This window comes from Pseudomonas cremoris (assembly GCF_014230465.1).
On record NZ_JAAXCY010000005.1, the window covers coordinates 507,070 to 526,918 of the forward strand.

The 19,849-nt window shown below is 62.3% G+C and carries 15 protein-coding genes and 1 pseudogene; 7 read left to right on the forward strand and 9 right to left on the reverse strand.

Translation table 11 applies throughout. The annotated features are described in order from the left end of the window. Positions 1 to 25: 25 nt before the first annotated feature. From HF257_RS15525 to HF257_RS15555, 7 genes are all read right to left on the reverse strand, one after another. Positions 26 to 1,000: an ABC transporter substrate-binding protein gene (locus HF257_RS15525; protein WP_185706991.1), complete on the reverse strand. Its 975-nt coding sequence runs from the start codon at positions 998 to 1,000 to the stop codon at positions 26 to 28. Positions 1,001 to 1,156: 156 nt separating this feature from the next. Then, the gene (locus HF257_RS15530) at positions 1,157 to 1,522 is read right to left on the reverse strand and encodes a 4Fe-4S dicluster domain-containing protein (protein WP_185706993.1); all 366 of its coding nucleotides are present in this window, start codon (positions 1,520 to 1,522) and stop codon (positions 1,157 to 1,159) included. After that, on the reverse strand, positions 1,519 to 3,045 hold the full coding sequence (locus tag HF257_RS15535; RefSeq protein WP_185706995.1) for an FAD-dependent oxidoreductase: 1,527 nt from the start codon (positions 3,043 to 3,045) through the stop codon (positions 1,519 to 1,521). The genes HF257_RS15530 and HF257_RS15535 overlap by 4 nt, the downstream gene beginning before the upstream one ends. Before the next feature lie 9 nt (positions 3,046 to 3,054). Beyond that, complete coding sequence (locus tag HF257_RS15540; RefSeq protein WP_185706997.1) at positions 3,055 to 5,508, reverse strand: TonB-dependent receptor plug domain-containing protein; 2,454 nt, start codon at positions 5,506 to 5,508, stop codon at positions 3,055 to 3,057. Between the two features lie 189 nt (positions 5,509 to 5,697). After that, entirely contained in the window at positions 5,698 to 6,528 is an 831-nt protein-coding gene (locus HF257_RS15545) for a TauD/TfdA dioxygenase family protein (protein WP_185706999.1), read from the reverse strand. A gap of 95 nt (positions 6,529 to 6,623) precedes the next feature. After that, positions 6,624 to 8,207 (reverse strand): rhodanese-related sulfurtransferase, encoded by a 1,584-nt coding sequence (locus HF257_RS15550; protein ID WP_185707002.1) that lies wholly within the window; start codon positions 8,205 to 8,207, stop codon positions 6,624 to 6,626. Then, a complete protein-coding gene (locus tag HF257_RS15555; RefSeq protein WP_178922500.1) occupies positions 8,204 to 8,815 on the reverse strand; it encodes a cysteine dioxygenase family protein in 612 nt (203 codons plus the stop codon). Before HF257_RS15555 ends, HF257_RS15550 begins: the two co-directional genes overlap by 4 nt. Before the next feature lie 213 nt (positions 8,816 to 9,028). Between HF257_RS15555 and HF257_RS15560 the strand changes: the two genes are divergently transcribed. After that, positions 9,029 to 9,934, forward strand: coding sequence for a LysR family transcriptional regulator (locus HF257_RS15560; RefSeq protein ID WP_185707004.1), 906 nt, complete (start codon positions 9,029 to 9,031; stop codon positions 9,932 to 9,934). A gap of 339 nt (positions 9,935 to 10,273) precedes the next feature. Next, on the forward strand, positions 10,274 to 11,068 hold the full coding sequence (locus tag HF257_RS15565; RefSeq protein WP_185707007.1) for a class II aldolase/adducin family protein: 795 nt from the start codon (positions 10,274 to 10,276) through the stop codon (positions 11,066 to 11,068). A 137-nt stretch (positions 11,069 to 11,205) separates the two neighbouring features. Here the strand turns inward: HF257_RS15565 and HF257_RS15570 are convergent, their stop codons facing one another. Beyond that, on the reverse strand, positions 11,206 to 12,288 hold the full coding sequence (locus HF257_RS15570; protein ID WP_185707009.1) for an LLM class flavin-dependent oxidoreductase: 1,083 nt from the start codon (positions 12,286 to 12,288) through the stop codon (positions 11,206 to 11,208). A 329-nt stretch (positions 12,289 to 12,617) separates the two neighbouring features. Between HF257_RS15570 and HF257_RS15575 the strand changes: the two are divergent. The 5 genes and pseudogenes from HF257_RS15575 to HF257_RS15595 all read left to right on the forward strand — a co-directional run. After that, positions 12,618 to 13,367 (forward strand): annotated as a pseudogene (locus HF257_RS15575) (ABC transporter permease subunit); the annotation flags it as partial. A 1-nt stretch (position 13,368) separates the two neighbouring features. Continuing rightward, positions 13,369 to 14,118 (forward strand): ABC transporter ATP-binding protein, encoded by a 750-nt coding sequence (locus HF257_RS15580; protein WP_185707013.1) that lies wholly within the window; start codon positions 13,369 to 13,371, stop codon positions 14,116 to 14,118. Between the two features lie 112 nt (positions 14,119 to 14,230). Beyond that, positions 14,231 to 15,457, forward strand: coding sequence for an MFS transporter (locus tag HF257_RS15585; protein WP_185707017.1), 1,227 nt, complete (start codon positions 14,231 to 14,233; stop codon positions 15,455 to 15,457). Next, positions 15,447 to 17,216, forward strand: coding sequence for an ABC transporter ATP-binding protein (locus HF257_RS15590; RefSeq protein WP_185707019.1), 1,770 nt, complete (start codon positions 15,447 to 15,449; stop codon positions 17,214 to 17,216). Before HF257_RS15585 ends, HF257_RS15590 begins: the two co-directional genes overlap by 11 nt. Then, positions 17,200 to 18,906: an ABC transporter ATP-binding protein gene (locus HF257_RS15595; protein ID WP_185707021.1), complete on the forward strand. Its 1,707-nt coding sequence runs from the start codon at positions 17,200 to 17,202 to the stop codon at positions 18,904 to 18,906. Before HF257_RS15590 ends, HF257_RS15595 begins: the two co-directional genes overlap by 17 nt. 3 nt (positions 18,907 to 18,909) lie before the next feature. On the opposite strand, the gene HF257_RS15600 is transcribed toward HF257_RS15595, so the two are convergent. Then, complete coding sequence (locus HF257_RS15600; protein WP_185707023.1) at positions 18,910 to 19,800, reverse strand: helix-turn-helix transcriptional regulator; 891 nt, start codon at positions 19,798 to 19,800, stop codon at positions 18,910 to 18,912. Positions 19,801 to 19,849 lie beyond the last annotated feature (49 nt).

Here is a 19,849-nt window from a genome sequence, read left to right on the forward strand (position 1 = left end):
GCTCCTTCTAGCGCGATGCTTTTTATCAGCGCGATGCTTGGGAATTGGGGGCACGCTTGGCGTTAAAGCTTTTATCGAAGCCCTGCGACACATCGATGTGCTTGGTCACCAGGCCTTCTTGTTGATAGATGTCGGCGGTCGCTTGCAGGCCGCTGATCACCGAGTCGTCGATGGCGACCGGGCTCAGGCGGGTGTCCTTGGCCACTTCCACATGCACTGCCAGTGGCAGGCCGGTGATCTTGGCCTGGGCGGCGGCGTATTCATTGGGGTGGGTGTTGGCCCAGGCGAAGGCGCGGTCGATGCGCGCGACAAAGTCGTCCAGTTGCGGACGCTTGTCGGCGATGGCTTGGCTAGTGGCGGCGAAGTACAGGTGGTTGCTCAACAGCTTGTTACCGCTGATCAGCACGCGGGCTTGGCTTTGCGAGGTGACCACGGTGGTGTACGGGTCCCAGGTGGCCCAGGCATCGGCGGTACCGTTATCCAGCACCAGGCGCGATTCGCTCGGCAGCAGGAAAATGAACTGCACGTCCTTGGTGCTCAACCCTGCACTGGCCAGGGCCTTGATAGCCAGGTAATGGCCGATGGAGCCGCGCCCGGTGACGATCTTCTTGCCCTTGAGGTCGGCGACGGTCTTGATCGGCGAATCCTTGGGCACCAGCAGGGCAGTGGTGTTACGCCCCTCGGCATGGGTGATGCTGACCACCTTGAGCGATGCACCGGCGCCCAGGGCAAAGACATACGGCGCATCGCCGAGGGCGCCAATATCCACGGCACCGGCATTCAGTGCTTCACCCAATGGCGAGGCGGACGGAAATTCCGACCATTGGATTTCGTAGGGCACATTCTTCGACTCGCCGGAGACATCCAGCAGCGCCTTGATGGTTGATTTCTGATTGGCCACCCGCAGCGGTTGCAGGTCGGCGGCATGGCTGCTGCCGATCAGGCCGAGGGCCAGGGCAGTGCCCAGGAGCAGGCGTTTGAAAGGGGTGGTAAAGACCATGGGATGCAGGCTCCAGGCAGATCAAGAAAGGGTTCGTTACCTCCGCCTGGAGAAGGGGTCGGTGTGTGGGGTTAACGTTATGCCCATAAAAACTCGCTGTGAAGTTCTTTTTGGTTATATGTTAATTATCAAAATAATTCATTTTGCGATGATTGATTATTCAGTTATTGCATTTGGTGGGGTGATGCGAGCCAGGGCGAAGATGCCGTCCATGCGCCAATGCTCATTGCGATGAGCGGGATCATCGGCCCACTCATCCCAGCCCGAGTCGCGACGGTATTGGCCGAGCAGTCCTGCCTCACGAACGGCTACCGGATCGGGGTGGCGCAGGTGCTCGACGTCCGGGTCGACGTACAGCGCGTCGCTGGTGCAATACAGCTCGCACATGAAGCAGGTCTGGCAGGCCTGTTGTTCGGCGATCAGCGGTTTGCCCTGGCTGTCCTGGGCCAGCACATTGGTGGGGCACACGGCGACGCATTGACCGCAGCCGTTGCACAGGTCGGAGTAGATCAGTTCAATCATCGGGGTTGACCTTGATGGATGGGATCGAAACGCGCCTGCACCTGGTCCACGCCGGACACCCGCAAATGCGCGTCATACAGCTCACTCTGCTGCGGCGTATCGCTGCGCTGGTGCATGCCCCGACTCTCCTTGCGCAATGCGGCAGCGGTGTAGCACCAGCGCGCGGTGGCGGCCATGGCGGCGGTTTCGCGGGCGCGCAGGGGGTTGGTGGTGGGTGTTGCGGCGCGCACTTGGTCCCAGATGTTGTCGAGTTCGCTTAAGGATCGCTCCAGTTGTTCACCGCTGCGAAACAGGTTTTTGTCCAGCGGGTGCACTTCGGCCTGGATGCGTTGGATCAGTTCGGCGCTGCCGCCCGCCGCACCGTCAAACCCCCGCAATGCGCCGTGATACGCAAGCTTGTTCCGCGCCAATCTTGCCGCGCCACGGCCCGCCCATTGCCCAGTGGACAACGCCCATGCGGAGTTCTGTGCGCCGCCGCCCGAGGTAGCACCGGCAATCGGCTCACGGCTGGCGGCATCCCCGGCGGCGAATACGCCGGGCACGGTGGTCTGGCAGTCATCATTCACCAGGCGCAAACCACCGACGCCACGGATGGTGCCCTCGGGATGCAAGGTCACCGCAAAGCGCTCGCGATACGGGTCGACGCCGCGCCGGTCAAACGGCAGCATCAGGTTGGGTTGGATGCTCGGCAGTTGCGCACGAACCTGTGCAGGCACCCGATTCAAGCGGCAATACACGGGACCGTTGAGCAGCGCCTTGGCCAGCGTCTCGGTAAACCCAGGGCCGCCACGGATATCCAGCGGGCGGTCCGCCGCGTCGAAATACTCGCCGAAGGTGTACACCATCGAGCGCGTCATGCTGCTGCCTGCCGCCGCGATGCAGTAGTAGTTGGAAAACTCCATGCCCGACAGCTCGGCACCGGCTTCGGCGGCCATCAAGTAACCGTCGCCGGTGTTGGTGTGGTTGCCCAGCAAGCGCGACAGGAATGCACAACCGCCCGTGGCCAGCACCACCGCTCCGGCACGGGTCAGCCAGTCGCCCCCGGCCTGGCGCCGCCAGCCTCGGGCGCCGACCACGTTGCCGTGATCGTCGCGCAGCAGCTCCAGCGCAGGGTGGTGATCGAGAATCGTCACGCCGCTGTCGAGTACACGACGACGCAGGCCGCGCAGGTATTCCGGGCCGCGCAGGCCACGGTATTGGGTCTCGCCCTGTTCGTTCTGGGGGAAGGTGTAGTAGTCGCTCAAACCCGGCAGGCTGGTCCAGGTGGTGTCGATGGCGCGGGCCATCCAGCGCGCGTCGGCCAGGCCATAGGCGGTGGCCAGGCGCTTGTCGATGGCGGCTTCGCGGGCGCCGGGTGGCACCCACCAATGGCCGGGGCCGGCGGTGGCGGTGACGCCGCTGGTGCCGCAGTAACCCTTGTCCACCAGGATCACCTTGACGCCTTCGCGGGCGGCGGCGATGGCGGCCCAGGTACCCGCCAGGCCGCCGCCGACGATCAGTACATCGCAGCTCAATTCAGTCATGTCAGGGCCTCAGAAGTTGTACGCCAGGCGCGTGTAGTAGTACGCACCGCCAAAGCCGAACGGCGAAAACTGGCCGTATTCATAGGCGCCTGCCCAGTCCTTGATGCCCTTTTTGTCCGGGTACACGTTGAACAGGTTATTGGCGCCGAGTGCCACGGTGAAGTGCTTGTTGATGTCGTAGGCCGCGTCCACGTCGCTGATCCATTTGGCGCTGAATTTGCGGTCGTTGATCGGGTTGTTGTCGCCTTCGGTGTAGCTGCCGAAGCGGGTCAGGGCCAGGTTGAGGGTGTAGGCGGTAACCTTCCAGTTGGCCGCCAGGATCAATTTGGATTGCGGCGTGGCAACCGTCAGGTCCTTTTGCAGGCGTCGGTCGAAAATCTGGTAGTTGGAGCCCAGGCTGGCGAGTGCGGGCGGGGTGTCCTGGAGTTTTTCAATCTTGGTCTGGTTCCAGTTGTAGGCCAGGCTCCAGCGCACTTGGCCGTACTCATCCAACTGCTGGCGGTATTCGTTGATGATGTCGACGCCACGGGTGCGGGTGTCGACGGCGTTGGTGTAGTACTGCGCGTACAGCCCTGGCGACAGGCCGTTGGCAGCCAGGATCTGCGACACGGCCGGGCCGCCGAGCAGGCTGGTGGACACGATGCGGTCGCGGATGCCGATCTGGTACAGGTCGGTGGTCAGGCGGTAGTTCTGTGTGGGTTCGTAGGTGAAACCGAAGCTGTAGTTCAGCGACTTTTCCGGCTTGAGCTTCTCTGCGCCCAACGCTTGCGCTTCTGCGGTGTCCACCGGCAGCACCTTGACCGGCACCGACACCTGCTGGCCGTTGACCACGCCGCCGGAGGTGAAGGTGGACGAGGCATAAATGGTCTGGGCCAGCGACGGTGCCCGGAAGCCATTGTTGATGGTGCCGCGCAGGGCAAATTCCGGCGTGAGCTTGAAGCGCGTCGACAGTTTGCCGCTCCAGGTGCTGCCGATGTCCTGGGTGTAGCGCTCGTAGCGCGCGGCGGCGCCGACGTACCAGCGGTCGGTCACGTCCAGGCCCAGATCGACGTAGCTGGCGACGTTGCTGCGGCTGATCTCACCGGCATCCGCCGTGCTGGTGCCGTTGTACGACGCCAGCCCCGGCAACGGCGTTTGCCCGGCGAACGGGCCGCTGGGCAGCACATAGTTGCCCGGCGTATAGGACGCATAGTCGCCGGCTTCGATCTGGTATTTCTCCCAACGGTATTCAAACCCGAACGCGGTTTGCAGCGGGTGGCTGAGGCCGATATCGAAGGTGCGGCTCAAGTCCAGGTTGTTGGTCCATTGGTCGAAGATCTGCGAGGCCAGGTTGAACGAGGTCGGGCTGGTGGGGCCCCAGGACGGGTTAAGCGTGTTGTTGGCGTTGAGGGTGGAATCGTCTTCGCCCCAGGTGGAGCTGATGTCGTAGTCCCAGCCACCGACCAGGCCCTTGAAGCCGCCGGCCACCTGGAAGTCCTTGGTACGGTTGCGCCGTTGTGCGTGGATGCCGTCGGGGTAGGGCGTGTTCGGATCGCCGGCCAGGGAGGTGATCTCATTGGGGCGGTAGTTGCCAGTGACCTTGGTGGTTTCCATGTAGCTGGCGGTGGAGAACGAGTAGAACTTGAGGTCGTCTTGCAGCGGCAGCTCGAGGTTGTAGCTGGCGTTGGTGACCTTCTCGCGGCCCAGTCCGTAGCTGGGGTTCCAGCCGTGGCGGTTGACGGTCTGGTCGCGGCTGTCGGGGGCAGCGGCGGTACCATACAGCCGGCCGGTGGCGCTGCCGGTACGGTTGAAAGGTTCTTGCTCCTTGCTGTCCAGCGCCAGGTTGGCAAAGCCATCGTTGGGCAGGGACAAGCCGTAGTTGACGGTCTGGTGCACGGTGTCACCGTCACCTGCACCGTAGCGGCCGAACGAGGTTTCGGCGCTGCCGCCGCTGTCGTTTTCCTTGAGGATGATATTGATCACCCCGGCAATTGCATCCGAGCCGTATTGGGCGGACGCGCCGTCACGCAGCACTTCGATATGGTCGATGGCCGACACCGGGATCAGGTCCAGGTTGACCGGCACAGCGGCGGTGCCGATGCGCGCCAGGTTGTTGATCAAGGCCGTGTTGTGGCGGCGTTTGCCGTTGACCAGCACCAGCACCTGGTCGCCAGACAAGCCGCGCATGGTCACGCCGCGTACCGACCACGAGGTGCCGCCGCCGTTGATGGCGGGCAGGTTGAACGACGGCAGCAGGCGCGCCAGCAGTTCTTTGAGACCGACCTTGCCGCTGGCTTGCAGTTGCTCGGCGCTGATCACATCGATGGGCGAGGGGCTGTCTGCGATGGTGCGCGCCTGGTTGCCACGGTTGCCGGTGACGACCACGGTGCCAAGGGTTTTGTCGGTGTCTTCGGCGTGGGCCGGGAAATTAATCGCGAGCAGGCTCAGCGCTACTGCGCAGTAGTGAAAGCGCGGTGGAGGCATGGGGTGATTTCCAAGGGACTATTAAACGCTGCAAATCCCCTGTGGGAGCGGGCTTGTGTGGGAGCGGGCTTGCTCGCGAAGGCGGTGGGTCAGTTAATTCATCTGTCACTGACACACCGCATTCGCGAGCAAGCCCGCTCCCACACAAGCCTCTTCCACATTGGATCTGTGTTGGGGTTGAGAGCGGAATCAGGCCGCGTTGGCAGCTCTTACCCGATGCGGAATATCGTCATAGGCAATCAGCACCCGCTCCATGCGACGCGGGTAGTCGCCGTAGTTGTAGACCGGGTAGTGCAGGGTCGAACGGTTGTCCCAGAACGCCACGGAACCTGGACGCCATTTGAAGCGCACCTGGTGTTCGGGCTTGTTGAATTCCAGCAGCAAACGATCGATCAACTGCTTGCTTTGCTGTGGCGTCCAGCCGATTACCGAAGGGTTCTGCGAGAAGTTGATGAACAGCCCGTCTTCACCGGTTTCCGGGTGGGTGCGCACCAGCGGGTGAGCGAGGATCGGGTAGTCGTAGCCGACCTTGTCCAAGGCCTTTTTGAAGTCGTGCACCACGTGCAAATTGTCGATTTCTGCGCGCAGTTCATCGGGCAGTGCGCGGTACACCGCGCCGGCATCGGCCCATAGGGTGTCGCCGCCGACTTCCGGCAAGTCCACTGCGCGCAGCACCGCACCGAGGGTGGGTTGCAGCAGCCAGCTGGTGTCGGTGTGCCAACGGCCGCTGATGCGCGGGCCGTAGAGTTTGCGTTCGTCCTGGGCTTCGATCAGGTGCGCCTGGGGCTGCGTCGGGTCGTTCTGCTGGGTGGTGGGGTGTACGTACAGCTCGCCGAATTCCTTGGCGAATGCAATTTGCTGTTCGGTGTTGATGGCTTGGTCGCGGAAGAACAGCACTTTGTGCTCTAGCAGCAGTTGGCGCAGTTCATCACGTAGCGCAACGGTCAGCGGCTGGCGCAGGTCGATGCCGGCGATTTCGGCGCCGATGGTGGGTTCCAGGCGGGTGATATGCAGGGTCATGCGGGTGTCCTCTCGTGTGTGGGTTCAGCCTCCGCCTGGAGAGGGGTCGGATGTGGAACCTGCACCCCGTGTGGGTGCAGGTGGGTCAGGGGTGATCAGATCACGTAGAAACCGTGGGTGCCGTCGCGGGCCAATTGGTCCACCAGGCCGAATTCCCAGTCCAGGTAAGCCTGCATGGCTTCCTTGGGGTTGTCGGTGCCTTCGTACGGCCGGCGGTAGCGGTCGATACGCGGTGAGGCCAGGTGGGTTTCACCTTCTTCCAGCGGCAGTTGCGCGTTGATCCAGCCGGCCGTGCCGTCTTGCAGCAGGAACACTTGCTTGCCGGTGATGGCTTCCACTTCCGCCACCGCCAAGCGCGCCAGTTGGCTGCTGCCGCAGGTCAGCACATAACGCTCGGCGTCGGGTGTTTTGGCCAGGGCCTGGGGTAACTGCGCACGCAGGGCCCACCAGGCGCCGGGGATATGGCGCTTGACGTAGTTGGCGCTGGCGGTGAAGTCCAGCACCACGGTGTCGCCATGGCCCAGCCAGTCGGCGAGGGTCTGGGGGGTGATCAGCTCGGCTTGTGGTGGCGCTGGTACCGGGGCGACCCAGGCACCTTTCTCGCTGAACTGCGCCGGTTGCAGGCCATCCAGTACGTGCACTTCCCAGCCCAGTTGGGCCAACCAGGAGGCGGACATATTGGCGCGCACACCGTCGTCATCCGCCAGCACCAGGCGTGCACCGCGTACGCTGGCGACGTGGTCGGTTTCTTGCACCAGCTGGCCGCCTGGCGTGGAACGTGCGCCTGGCAAATGCCCGGCTTCAAATTCTTCCGGCGTGCGCACATCGAACAGGTAGGTGGTACGGTTCGCTTCCTGCTGCCAGCCCTGTAGATCGGCCAGGCTGGCGCGACCGACACGGGCCTTGTCGGCAACGCGACGCGCATCCGCTGCGGCCACTTCGCGATGTTCTTCCGAGGTCGGCGCAAAGCGGCGCGACTGGCCGTGGGCGAGTTTCTGCCCGGCCAACGTCCAGCCGATGGTGCCGTTGCGCAGCGCCGACACCGGGTTGGCCACGCCCGCATTGATCAGCGACTGGGTGCCGATAATGCTGCGGGTGCGCCCGGCGCAGTTGACGATGATGCGGGTGGCCGGGTCCGGCGCCAATTCACGGGCGCGCAGGACCAACTCGGCCCCCGGCACGCTGATACCGGTGGGAATGCTCATGGTCTGGTATTCGTCGAAGCGGCGGGCGTCGAGCACCACCACATCGGCATGGCTGTCGAGCAGGGCCTGCACTTCTTCGGCGGCCAGGGACGGTGTGTGGCGCTCGCTTTCCACCAGTTCGCCAAAGGCTTTGCTTGGCACGTTCACGTCAATGAACAGCTCGCCACCGGCCTTGCGCCAACCTTCCAGGCCACCTTCGAGCAGGCTGACCTGGGTGTAGCCCAGTGCAACCAGGCGCTCAGCGGCGCGGGTAGCTAAACCTTCGCCGTTGTCATACACGGTGAGCTGGGTGTCGCGACGAGGAATGCGCGAGTACACCTCCAGCTCAAGCTTGGACAACGGAATATTCGCGGCAAACAGCGGGTGGGACTCGGCAAACGGCGCTTCTTCGCGCACGTCGACCAGGGCGAGTTCTTCATGGTCCAACAGGGCCTGGCGAATCTGGGCGAAGCTGCGGGTGGATACGGTGGTCATAGGGCAGGGCTCTTTTCTTTGGACAAATCCCAGATATTCGGGAGGAAGGCGTTGGAATAACCCGAGATAAACAGTTTCTCGCTGCCGTCGGGTTGGTACACCGCGCGGCGCACCGCACCGATATTGGCGCCGTACACATGGATACTGATGGACACCTGGTCGCTGTGGGCGTTGCTCACCTGATGAATGTCGCCGACCTTGGGCGATACGGCTTCAACCTGGCCCGGCACCAACTGGATCGGCTTGCCTTCGGCCACCAGGCTGCCGTCCGGAGCGCGTTCAAAGCCTTGGGAAAACTCCGCACCGCGCAACATGCCGATCAACCCCCACACCCGGTGGTCATGAATCGGCGTGCTTTGGCCCGGCCCCCAGACAAAACTGACGATGCTGAAACGCTGACGCGAATCGGCATGCAGCAAAAATTGCTGGTAGCGCTCGGGATCGGGTTGGGCGAATTCATCGGGGAGCCAATCATCATGGCTGACCAGTTGCGCCAGTAGCTTGCCGCCACGGTGCAGCAGGTCACCTTCACGTGGATTGCCGTCAATCAATTCCGCCAGGGCGCCAATAAAGGCTCTTAGTCTCTCGGGGTGCTTGGCCTGGGTCATGGCAATTCCATTGGTCTGTGTTCTTGAGCTTATCTAAGCATAATGTTTATAGTTAATATGCTATTTTTTAATGATTAGCTTATAGCCGAAGGTAATTTAGAACTGGTCCGACTAGGGTTAGACGTTATCGATCACAGCGCGGGCTATCCAGACAGCCTTCCTGCAACTATGCTTTGCACACATCTTAATGACTGTTCTCTATGTGCGGCCCAAATGAAAATTGACGATATCGATGCCTTTGTCGAAGTGATTCGTTGCCAGTCCATCAGCCATGCCGCCGAGTCGTTGCAACTGACCCAGCCGGCCATCACCCGTCGCGTGCAGAACTTTGAGCAGGCACTTGGGGTGGAGCTGTTCGACCGCAATACCAAACCCCTCAAGCCTACGCTGATCGGTACTCGCGTTTATGAGCAGTGCCGGCTGATCCTGCGCGAGATGGATGCCTTGCGCGAGCTGGTGGCCACCGATGCACCGCCCACTGGCCTGTTGCGCCTGGGCGTGCCGCAGACCATTGGTGATGTGGTGTTGCTGGATGCGCTCAAGCACCTGCGTACCGAATACGCCGACCTGCGTGCTCAAGTCGCCACCGGCTGGGGCAGCCAGTTGGTAGGCAAGATCGAACGCGGCGAGCTGGATGCGGCGGCGGCGTTGTTCCCGGCAGGCAAGATCTTCCCCGACAACGTGGTTGGCGAGTCCATCGGCAAGATGGAGTTGGTGGTGGTGTGCGCCAAGGCGCAGCTGCCGAAGAAGCCGTGCAAGTTGGCGGATGTGTACCAGAGCGGTTGGATATTGAACCCGGATGGTTGCGGCTTCCGTGCGGGATTGCAGCGCACCTTGTCGGATCAAGGGTTGGCCCTGCGGGTGAACCTGGAAACCTTTGGCACTGAGCTGCAGTTGGGCCTGGTGGCGGATGGTTTGGGCCTGGGCCTGGTGCCGCGACCGTTGCTGGAACGCAGCGCTCATCGCGAGCAACTGGCGGTGATGCCGCTCAAGGACTTCAAGCCGGTGATGGATTTGTGGCTGATCTATCCGCACTTCCTGGGGAACTTGCAGGGGCCGGTGGATGCGTTTGGCAAACTGGTCGCGGCTTCCCTGCACAAAATCCGCGACGCCGCCTGACGCTACATCAAAGGCACAGCCGCATTTGTAGTGAGCGGGCTTGTCCCGCGCTGGGTGGCGAAGCCGCCCCAATAAGGACGCCGCAGTGTTTCCGTAATATCGTGGGGCCTGGTTTTGGGGTGGCTTCGCCACCCATCGCGGGGCAAGCCCGCTCACTACAATGGCGTAGATATTCAGGGCTATCGGGGGTAATCCCGCCTCTCACACTGACCGGTGTAGAAGCTGATGGAGTTATGAAAAAAAATAATAATTAGCTTAGATTAAAATGTGCTTTTTATTATTTTTTTGCATCCCATAGGCTTGCCTGGAAGTCCTTAAGGCCATCCAGGAAGTTTTGCCATGAGCAGCGTCACCTCGATTTCCAGTGTTTCCAACAATGTTCGCCAGCGCGTCACTCCGGAAGAATGGGAAGTGCGCGTCAAGCTGGCCGCCGCGTATCGCCTGGCGGCCTTGTACAAGTGGACCGACCACATCTACACCCACTTCTCCGCCCGCGTGCCGGGCCCGGATGAGCACTTCCTGATCAACGCTTTCGGGTTGCTGTTCGATGAAATCAGCGCCTCCAACCTGGTCAAGGTCGACCTCGACGGCACCATTGTCGATGACCCGACCGGCCTGGGCATCAACTACGCCGGTTATGTGATCCACAGTGCCATCCATGGCGCGCGCCATGACCTGCAAGCGGTGCTGCACACCCATACTCGTGACGGTATTGCGGTGTCGGCGCAGAAGGACGGTCTGTTGCCGATCTCCCAGCACTCCATCGGTTTTTCCGGACGTGTGGCGTACCACGGTTATGAGGGCGTGGCCCTCGACCTGGACGAGCGCGAGCGCCTGGTGGCGGACCTGGGTGACAAGAGTGTGATGATCCTGCGCAACCACGGCTTGTTGACCGCAGGTGTGAGTGTGGAGCATGCGTTTCAGCAGCTGCAGCAGTTGGAGCGCGCGTGCAATATCCAGGTTGCAGCGCAGGCGGCAGGCAATGCGGAGTTGATTTTCCCTCCGGCGGAAGTGGTGCAGAAGGTAGAACAGCAGGCCAAGGTATTTGCCAGTGGCGATGGGCCGGGTGTGGCACGGCATTGGAATGCGTTGGTGCGCCAGTTAGAGCGCACCGATACCGACTACAAAAACTGATCTTGAGCCTAATGAAGATCTAAAAATGTGGGAGCGGGCTTGCTCGCGAAAGCGCTAGATCAGTCGAATTAGCTGTGACTGACACTCCGCTTTCGCGAGCAAGCCCGCTCCCACATTTGTTTTGCAGTGTTTTTGATTTAAGCGACCTGTTTGGACTGCTCGCGTTCGGCAATCAACTGGCGGGTGAGCGGGATCAAGCGTTTGCCGTAATCAATCGCATCGTTCAGCGGATCAAACCCACGAATCAGGAACGTGGTAATGCCCAGGTCGTAGTAATCCACCAGCGCCTCGGCCACTTGGTCAGCGGTGCCCACCAGCGAGGTGGAATTGCCTTGCGCGCCGAGCAAGCCGGCAATCCCGGTCCACAAGCGCTTATCCAACCGCGACCCCTGCGCCGCTGCCGCCAGCAACCGGCGCGAGCCTTCATTCGGCGGTTCGCGGCGTACAAATCCAAGTTTCTCGGCAAGTTCAGTGGCTTGTTGCAGGATGCTGTCGGCACGCGCCCATGCCAGTTCTTCGGTCTCGGCGAGGATCGGTCGCAGCGACAGGCTGAAGCGAATCGTGCGCCCATGCTTGGCTGCCTCGGCGCGCACCTGGGTCACGATCTCGTGGACTTGTTCGTAGGTCTCGCCCCACAGCGCGTACACATCGGCGTGCTTGCCGGCGACAGCGATAGCAGCGGGGGAGGAGCCGCCAAAGTACAACGGAATATGCGGTTGCTGCGGTGACTTCACCGTCGAATAGGCGCCTTCGACCTGATAGTAAGTGCCCTCGAAATCGAACGGCTGCTCGCTGGTCCATTCCTGGCGCACAACACTCAGGTATTCGTCGGTGCGGGCGTAGCGTTCGTCCTTGCCGATATGGCTGCCGTCGGCGCGCAGTTCGCGATCATCGCCGCCAGTAATGATGTGCACGGCGGTGCGGCCGCCGTTGAATACGTCCAGGGTGGTGAACTGGCGTGCGGCCAGGGTCGGCTGGGCAAAACCCGGGCGGTGGGCAATCAGAAATTGCAGCTTCTGGGTCACGCTGGCGGCGTGGGAGGCGATCAGCGTGCTGTCCGGGCTGTTGGAATGAAAGGCCACCAAGGCGCGGTCAAAACCTGCTTCTTCGTGGGCACGGGCCACGGTTTCCACGTAGTCCGGTTGCAGGGTAGGGCCGCTGCGCGGGTGGATCTCGGAGGCGTGGTGGCCGCCGATGTAGCCGATGAATTCAATGCTCATGGTCTGTCCTTGTCGTGTACGGGATGGGCACCTCCACCGGGCAGGGGGTCGGCTATTCGCGTCCAAAAGTAGGGGCAGGGGGCGGGGCTGTAAAATGCCGTTTGGTTCTAACCTAATTATTAAAATGTTGAATCATTAATTGTTCGATGTATCAGTAATTTGCATCTTGTGTGTATTAGGTTATTCCTGGAAAGACTTTCACAGCTGTTTTTTATGCGCTTAGCATGGGGTCCAGTCTAGATAAGGAAGCAAGCCTGATGACCGAGACGCTCTTCATCAACAAGTCCGCCGTTCAAATCAAGGCAACGCGCAACTGGCGCACCCCAGACGCGCTGTTGCGGCTGGTCAGCCCCCTGGTGCTGTTGCTGCTCTGGGAGCTTGCCTCGCAGTTGGGCTGGATACCTTCGCGGGTCATCGCGGCGCCGTCGCAGATCGGCGGCACACTGTGGGCGATGATCGTGTCCGGCGAACTGGGCAAACACCTGCTGGTCTCCCTGCAACGCGCGCTGTTCGGCTTGGGCATTGGCGTGAGCATTGGTGTGGCGGCAGCGTTGATCAGCGGCTTGTCCCGACGCGGTGAGGTGATCCTCGATTCGCCCATGCAGATGGTGCGCACCATTCCATCCCTGGCGCTGGTGCCGCTGTTTATCCTGTGGTTTGGCATTGGCGAATTCACCAAGATTGCCTTGATCGTCGTCGGTACCACTTTTCCGGTGTACCTCAACCTGTTCGCCGGCATTCGCAATATCGACCCCAAGTTGATCGAAGCCGCCAACACCCTGGGCCTCAACCGCCGGGAGCTGATCTGGCATGTGATTTTGCCCGGCTCGCTGCCTTCATTCTTCGTTGGCCTGCGCTATGCGTTGGGTATCTCCTGGCTGGCCCTGGTGTTTGTCGAGCAGATCAACACCACCGCCGGCATCGGCTTCCTGGCCAGCGATGCACGGGACTTCATGCGCACGGACGTGATCGTGATCTGCCTGTTGATCTACAGCGTGCTCGGCCTGTTGATCGACGGCCTGATCCGCACCCTCGAACGCTTCGCCCTGGCCTGGCGCCCATCTTTTGTGAGGAACTGACATGTCGACACTTCAAGCGCCAGTGCAACTGCGCAATGTGGTCCGTCAATTTGGCGAGCAGCGGGTTATCGACGGCCTGGACCTGGACATCGCTCCCGGTGAGTTTGTTGCCTTGCTCGGTGCCAGCGGCTCGGGCAAGACCACTTTGCTGCGCAGCCTGGCCGGGTTGGACAGCATCGACAGCGGCCAACTGCGCGTGCCCAAGGCGCGGGCCGCGGTGTTTCAGGAACCGCGCCTGATGCCCTGGAAACGCGCCTGGAAAAACGTAGTGCTGGGCCTGCGAATTCCCGATGCCAAGGCGCGTGCGGTGCAAGCGCTGACCGAAGTTGGCCTGGCCCATCGCCTCGACGCCTACCCGGCGACCCTGTCCGGCGGCGAAGCTCAACGTGTCGCCCTGGCCCGTGGCCTGGTGCGCGAACCCAAGCTATTGCTGCTCGACGAACCGTTTGCCGCCCTCGATGCCTTGACCCGCATCAAGATGCATCGCCTGATCATCGAACTGTGGCGCAAGCACACGCCTGCCGTGCTGCTGGTGACCCACGACGTGGACGAGGCGATCCTGCTGGCAGACCGCGTGATCGTGTTGGAAAACGGCAAGATTGCCGAGCAGCTGAGGATTGATCTACCGCGTGCGCGCGACACCGGCCAGGAAGGTTTCCAGACGATTCGTGCGCGGTTGTTGGGGGTGCTTGGGGTGGAGGTGCAGGCCAGTGTGCCAGCTGTTTCGGCGCACTGGTCTGACGTCGCCTGAACCCGCGCTCGTACAATAAATACCGATTCGGGTAGCCACCTCCCGGCGCGGGCAGCACACCGTGGCGCAATCCTTTTAGATGGGGGTTTGTGGCGTTGGTGTGAGGTCAAACATGCAAGCGGTGATCGAGACAGCCCCGGTGGTCACGCGGGATTGGCGCATTCTGCAGGTGGTGGCCTGCCTTTACCTGGCCCAAGGGCTGCCGGTGGGGTTGGCGTTCCAGGCTTACCCGGCATTGCTACGCAACATGGGCGCGTCCCTGGATCTGGTGGCGCTGACACCTTTGGCAAGCTTGCCGTGGGTGGCCAAGCTGCTGTGGGCCGCCGCCGTGGAAAACCGCTGGAACTCACGCTTGGGGCGACGGCGCAGTTGGATTTTGCCCCTGCAGGCAGGTTCGGTGTTGATACTGGCGTTGATGGCGCTGCTGCCGTTTGACGTGGCGAATATGGGCTTGTTTCTCGGCCTGATCGCCGCGTTGTCGTTGTTCGCAGCCACCCAGGATATTGCTGTGGACGGCCTCGCGGCAGAGCGTTTGCCGAGTGCGAGCCTGGGTCGGGTCAATATGTTCCAGGTGGCCGGGTTCATGGGCGGCATGTTGCTCGGCGGGCCGGGCACGATGGTGCTGTTCGACTATTTCACGGCGCCACTGGTGTTCGGCCTGCTTGCCGCTTTTGTGTTGCTGTGTGGGTTGCCGGTGTTGTTCTGGCAGGAACCGCATGCAGTGGTCACGCCCAGCAAGGCGCGTCTCAAACACTTCTTCACGCGGCGTTTCGCCGGGCGGCTCACCGCGCTGGTGATGCTGGTAACGCTTGCCGGCTCGACGTTTTTCGGGCTGGCCAAACTGATCCTGCTGGATGCCGGTTGGTCGGTCAGCGCTGTCGGCGGGTTGGCCGGCGTCGGGCAGCTAGTCACCATCATTCTAGGTTGCGGAATGGCGGGGCTGTTGCTGCGTCGGCTGTCCCACTGGGCCGTGCTGCGGGTCGGGCTTGCGCTGGTAGGGTGTGCCGGGCTGCTGTGGATGGGCCTGGTGTTGCTACCGACGTGGGCGGGCGTGCCTTATGTATTGGCGGCGACTTTGCTCGGTGGGTTGGGCATCGGCGTGACCAGCGTCGCGTCCTATACCTTGGCAATGGGCTTTGCGCAGTCGGGGCAACAACCCGGCACGGATTGCTCGGTGCTCCAGGGCTTGCAGACACTGGGGGAGATCCTCGTCTCATCGTTGGCAATCGGCGTGGCCGCACACTGGGGCTATGCCAGTGGTTTGTGGGTCGGAATGGTTGCGCTGGGGTGCGCCCTGAGTCTGTTGGGGTTTGTGCAGCGTAGCCTGGATGAAGTCTGAAGCAAGCCCCGGCTGGCGCTGGATACTGCGGGGACAAGAGGTGCGCCTGGGCCTTGCGGTGGGCCTGGCGATGCTGGCTGCCGCAGTGGAATTACTGCCGTTTTTCCTGCTTGCGCAGGCGGTCGACCGCGTTGTGCAGGGCGGCCCGCAAATGGGCGCAGGCCTGCTCGTGCTGGCGGGTTGGACCGCGTTGGCGCTGCTCAGCAAATACCTGCTCTACACCCTCGCGTATTACTTCAGCCATGTGGCGGCGTACCGGGTCCTGTTCGACACGCGGCGCGCGCTGGTGCGGCATTTGTCGTGGGCGCCGTTACCGTGGCTGAGCCGCTGGTCCAGTGGTGAGCTCAAGCAGCGTGTGATCCAGGACGTGGAGCGCATGGAGCAGTTTATTGCCCATCACAGCGTTGAATGCGTGGCCGCCATCATCAGCCCGGTATGGGTGTTCATTGCCCTGTGCCTACTGGATTGGCGCCTGGCATTGTGCGCGCTACTCCCGGTGCCGCTGGCGTTGCTGGCCCAGGCCTGGATGATGCGTGGGCTAACAGCGCGTATGGCGCAATACGCAGGTGCCGTGGACGACCTCGACGGCGCGGTGCTGGAGTTCTTGCGCAGTGCGCCGCTGATGAAAGCCTTTCGGCAGGACGCCCGCTCGTTCAAACGGATGCGCGAGGCTCTGGCGCGTTATCAATACTTGATCGGGCGCATGATCGGCCTCACGGTACCGGGCTGGTCGGTGTTCGTGGTGTTGCTGGGCGCCAATGTGGCGCTGCTGTTTCCGCTGGGGCTGTGGCTGTTGCGTAATGGGCAGTTGAGCCAGGCCGAGCTGGTGCTGGCGCTGATTCTCGGCACCGGCATGTTGCGCCCGTTGTTGCGGGTGGCGCGGCTTAACTCCCAGCTGCAGGAGATCCTTGGCGGTATCCGGCGGTTTGCGCCGTTACTGGCCTGGCCGCAGCCTGCGCCCGGCGAGGTGCATGTCGTCGCGCGGGGGCAGGCTGTCACCTTCGACGCGGTCTCGTTCAGTTATGAGCAGCAACCGGTATTGGAGCACATCGACCTGCACCTTCCAGCCGGGCAGATGACCGCACTGGTCGGTCCCTCCGGCAGCGGCAAAAGCACCTTGGCGTGGCTGCTTGGCGGCCTGCTCGAACCGGGCAGTGGCAACATACGGATTGGCGGCCAACCCTTGTCGAGTTTCAGCGAAGCCACGCGCGCCGCGACCGTAGGCGTGGTGTCCCAGGAGGCATTCATTTTCCAGGGCTCGCTGCTGGACAACCTGCGACTCGGCCGTCCCGAGGCGACCCTTGCGCAGATCTATAGCGCCTTGCGCGTGGCCCAGGCCGAGGACTTCGTGCGCGCCTTGCCACAGGGCCTGGACACGCTGATGGATGAGCGTGGGGTGCGTTTGTCCGGCGGTGAGCGCCAGCGCATCGGCCTGGCGCGTGTGCTGCTGGCCGAGACACCGGTCCTGGTGTTGGACGAAGCCACAGCGTTCGCCGACAGCCGCACCGAACATCGTTTCTACCAAGCGCTACGCGCGATGTGGCCGGATAAAACCCTGCTGGTGATCGCTCACCGCTTGAGCAGCCTGTGCGACGCCGAACAGATCGTGTGGTTGGAGCACGGGGTAATCCAGGCATGCGGCACCCACCCACAGTTGCTCGCGAGCAACAGTGCCTATGCCACCCAATGGCGGCATCAGTTTCATAGTGAAGACTGGGCCATCCGCGAGCGGGGTACGCTGCATGTCGGGCTTGATTGAGGGGCTGTACCGTGTGGTGCGCCTGGCGGATACGCGTTCGCCGCGCTTGTGGCTGGGGCTGGGCTTGCGCTTGCTGGAACGGGTGTGCGCGATAGCGCCGTTTTTGCTCGGGTTTGTGTGGTTGCAGGGCGATGCGAGCGTGCTGGGCTTGAGCCTTGGTCTGTGCGGACTATTGGTCGCGCAGTTGGCGTGTTCCCACTATGGCCAGCTCAACTGTTTTTTGGGCGGCTACGCGCTGATGCAGGCGTATCGACGCCAGTTGCTCGACCATGTGGCGCGTCTACCCTTGGGCGTGCTGCGCGAGGAACGGATCGGCCAATTGGGCGAACGCTTGACCGAGGACGTCAAGCGCATCGAGAACCTGTTCACCCATGTCGTGGCCGAGTTGCTGGCTGCGCTGGCCGTGCCTTTGCTGTTCATGCTGGTACTGATGTTTGTCGACTGGCGCCTGACCCTGGCATTGCTCGCTACTTTGCCGCTGGCGTTTAGTGCGCTCAATGGCATGCGCCGATTTTTCCTGGCGGCGGCGCGGCGCAAGCAACACAGCTTTATGCAGGCGGCGGGCCTGTTGGTGGAGTTCATTGCCGGCCTGCGTACCTTGCGCCTGTTCAATCGCGCCGCAGCTTGGCAGGCACGGCTGGATGCGCAATTCAGCCAGATCGAGCGCGACAGCCTCGGGGTTGAAGTGTGGGGTGGGAGCGCGATACAGCTGTACCGTTTGGGCGTGGACGCGAGCTTGGTGGTGCTGTTGATCGCGGCGGGCTGGTTGGCCAATGCGGGCCAGTTGTCGGTGCTTACATGGTTGCTGTTTGCACTGGTTGCACCGCGCGTGCTGGACCCGCTGCTGGACGTCGCCGCGTACCTGAGCGAGCTGCGCGGCTTGGCCCAGGCGCAGGCACGCTTGCAAGCATTGTTGGACATTCCGGTGATGGACGAGCCCCTCAAATCCGCAGTATTGAGCGGGCGAGGTGTGCGATTTTTCGACGTCAGCCTGCGCTATCCGCAGCAGCAGGACTGGGCTTTGCGAGGCGTGGACTTGAGCATCGAGCCGGGGCAAATGCTGGCGATAGTCGGCCCTTCAGGTGCCGGCAAAAGCAGTGTGTTGCACTTGCTTGCACGTTTTTACGACCCTCAGCACGGGCGCATCGAACTGGGCGGGGTCGACCTGCGCGCCCTGCGTCTGGAGCAACTCTACGACGCCTGCAGTTTCGTGTTCCAGGACGTACAGCTGTTTGACGCTAGCGTGCTCGACAACCTGCGCCTGGGCCGACCCGATGCCACCCTGGCGCAGGTGATGTACGCCTGTCAGCAGGTGGGTTGCCATGAGTTCATCCAGCGCTTGCCCCAGGGCTATGAGACGCCGGTGGGGGAAAACGGCCAGCGTTTGTCCGGGGGCGAGCGCCAACGGTTGTCCATCGCCCGTGCATTGCTCAAGGACGCACCCATTTTATTGTTGGATGAGGCCACGGCCTCGGTCGATCCTTCGGCCCAGTATGAGATTCAGCGGGCGTTGTCGCGACTGGCCGAGGGACGCACGTTGATCATGGTGGCGCACCGTCTGCGCACGGTGCGCCATGCCGATGTGATCGTGGTGCTGGATCAAGGGCGGATCGTGGAGCGCGGTGACCATGCGACGTTGCTGGCGCAGGACGGACTGTATGCCGAGCTGTGGCGCCAGCAAGCCGGTTGAGCGTTACTCCAGCGCGCCGCGCCGCGCATCCCGTGGCAGCACGCCATATTGTTTGCGAAACGCCACGCTGAAGTGGCTGATATTGCTGTAGCCGAGCATCGACGCCGTATCGGTCACGCCATGCTGCTGCAATAACTCGCGCGCCTTGCCCATGCGTTCACGCTGGAACAGTGCATAGATGCTCACCTCGAACATCGCTTTGAACCCACGCTTGAGCTTGAGCTGGTTAAGCCCGGTCTCCCGCGCCAGTTGCTCGATGGTGGGCGGCGCGCTGAGGTCCATCAACAGGCGCTCGCGGGCGGCAAGCAGTTGCTTTTGCTCGCGACGGCAAATCTGTTCGTGATGGGCGGCCGGATTGAAGGCTTTCAGGTGCCACGCCAGAAACTCCAGGGTCGCCGAGTGCACCAGCAGTGCTGAGGAGGAATCATCCCCGAGCAAACGTTCCAGGCGCAGGGCGGCGTCCTTGATGCGTTGGTTGCCGTGGCTGGTGTGCAGGCAGAAATCGCCCTTGATGCTGTCCCCCAGCCGCTGGTAATCATCGCCGGCCAGTTCGCACAGGCGCTCGGGGGTAATGCGCAGTTCAAGGTTGCGATGGGTCGGGGCCAGTTCCAGTTCGAAGCGTTCGGCGGGTGCGAAGCTGGTCATCACCTGGTCTTTGCCCAGGCGCAATGCCTTGTGGCCCTGGCGAACGTCAATATCGCCGTTGAGCATGCAACTGAAATGCAGGTGGGGGTTGTCGTTGATCGCACTGATGCGCACCTTGTGCGGCGCATCGAAGGTGACGAGCGAGACTTCCAGGCCAGGCTGCACCACCTGCGTTCGTACCTGGCATCCAGGCGGACCGGCGGCTGGGGCGGTTTCATCGAAGAAGGTGGAAGCGCGCAGCTGGTACATGGTCGTCCTCGCAGGCAACTGCCCGGTTGAACCGGGCAGGGGGCAGACG

Bases quoted from the DNA above. Each gene is read 5' to 3' on its own strand.
- HF257_RS15525 (WP_185706991.1), bottom strand. From the start codon at position 1,000: ATGGTCTTTACCACCCCTTTCAAACGCCTGCTCCTGGGCACTGCCCTG.
- HF257_RS15530 (WP_185706993.1), bottom strand. From the start codon at position 1,522: ATGATTGAACTGATCTACTCCGACCTGTGCAACGGCTGCGGTCAATGC.
- HF257_RS15535 (WP_185706995.1), bottom strand. From the start codon at position 3,045: ATGACTGAATTGAGCTGCGATGTACTGATCGTCGGCGGCGGCCTGGCG.
- HF257_RS15540 (WP_185706997.1), bottom strand. From the start codon at position 5,508: ATGCCTCCACCGCGCTTTCACTACTGCGCAGTAGCGCTGAGCCTGCTC.
- HF257_RS15545 (WP_185706999.1), bottom strand. From the start codon at position 6,528: ATGACCCTGCATATCACCCGCCTGGAACCCACCATCGGCGCCGAAATC.
- HF257_RS15550 (WP_185707002.1), bottom strand. From the start codon at position 8,207: ATGACCACCGTATCCACCCGCAGCTTCGCCCAGATTCGCCAGGCCCTG.
- HF257_RS15555 (WP_178922500.1), bottom strand. From the start codon at position 8,815: ATGACCCAGGCCAAGCACCCCGAGAGACTAAGAGCCTTTATTGGCGCC.
- HF257_RS15560 (WP_185707004.1), top strand. From the start codon at position 9,029: ATGAAAATTGACGATATCGATGCCTTTGTCGAAGTGATTCGTTGCCAG.
- HF257_RS15565 (WP_185707007.1), top strand. From the start codon at position 10,274: ATGAGCAGCGTCACCTCGATTTCCAGTGTTTCCAACAATGTTCGCCAG.
- HF257_RS15570 (WP_185707009.1), bottom strand. From the start codon at position 12,288: ATGAGCATTGAATTCATCGGCTACATCGGCGGCCACCACGCCTCCGAG.
- HF257_RS15580 (WP_185707013.1), top strand. From the start codon at position 13,369: ATGTCGACACTTCAAGCGCCAGTGCAACTGCGCAATGTGGTCCGTCAA.
- HF257_RS15585 (WP_185707017.1), top strand. From the start codon at position 14,231: ATGCAAGCGGTGATCGAGACAGCCCCGGTGGTCACGCGGGATTGGCGC.
- HF257_RS15590 (WP_185707019.1), top strand. From the start codon at position 15,447: ATGAAGTCTGAAGCAAGCCCCGGCTGGCGCTGGATACTGCGGGGACAA.
- HF257_RS15595 (WP_185707021.1), top strand. From the start codon at position 17,200: ATGTCGGGCTTGATTGAGGGGCTGTACCGTGTGGTGCGCCTGGCGGAT.
- HF257_RS15600 (WP_185707023.1), bottom strand. From the start codon at position 19,800: ATGTACCAGCTGCGCGCTTCCACCTTCTTCGATGAAACCGCCCCAGCC.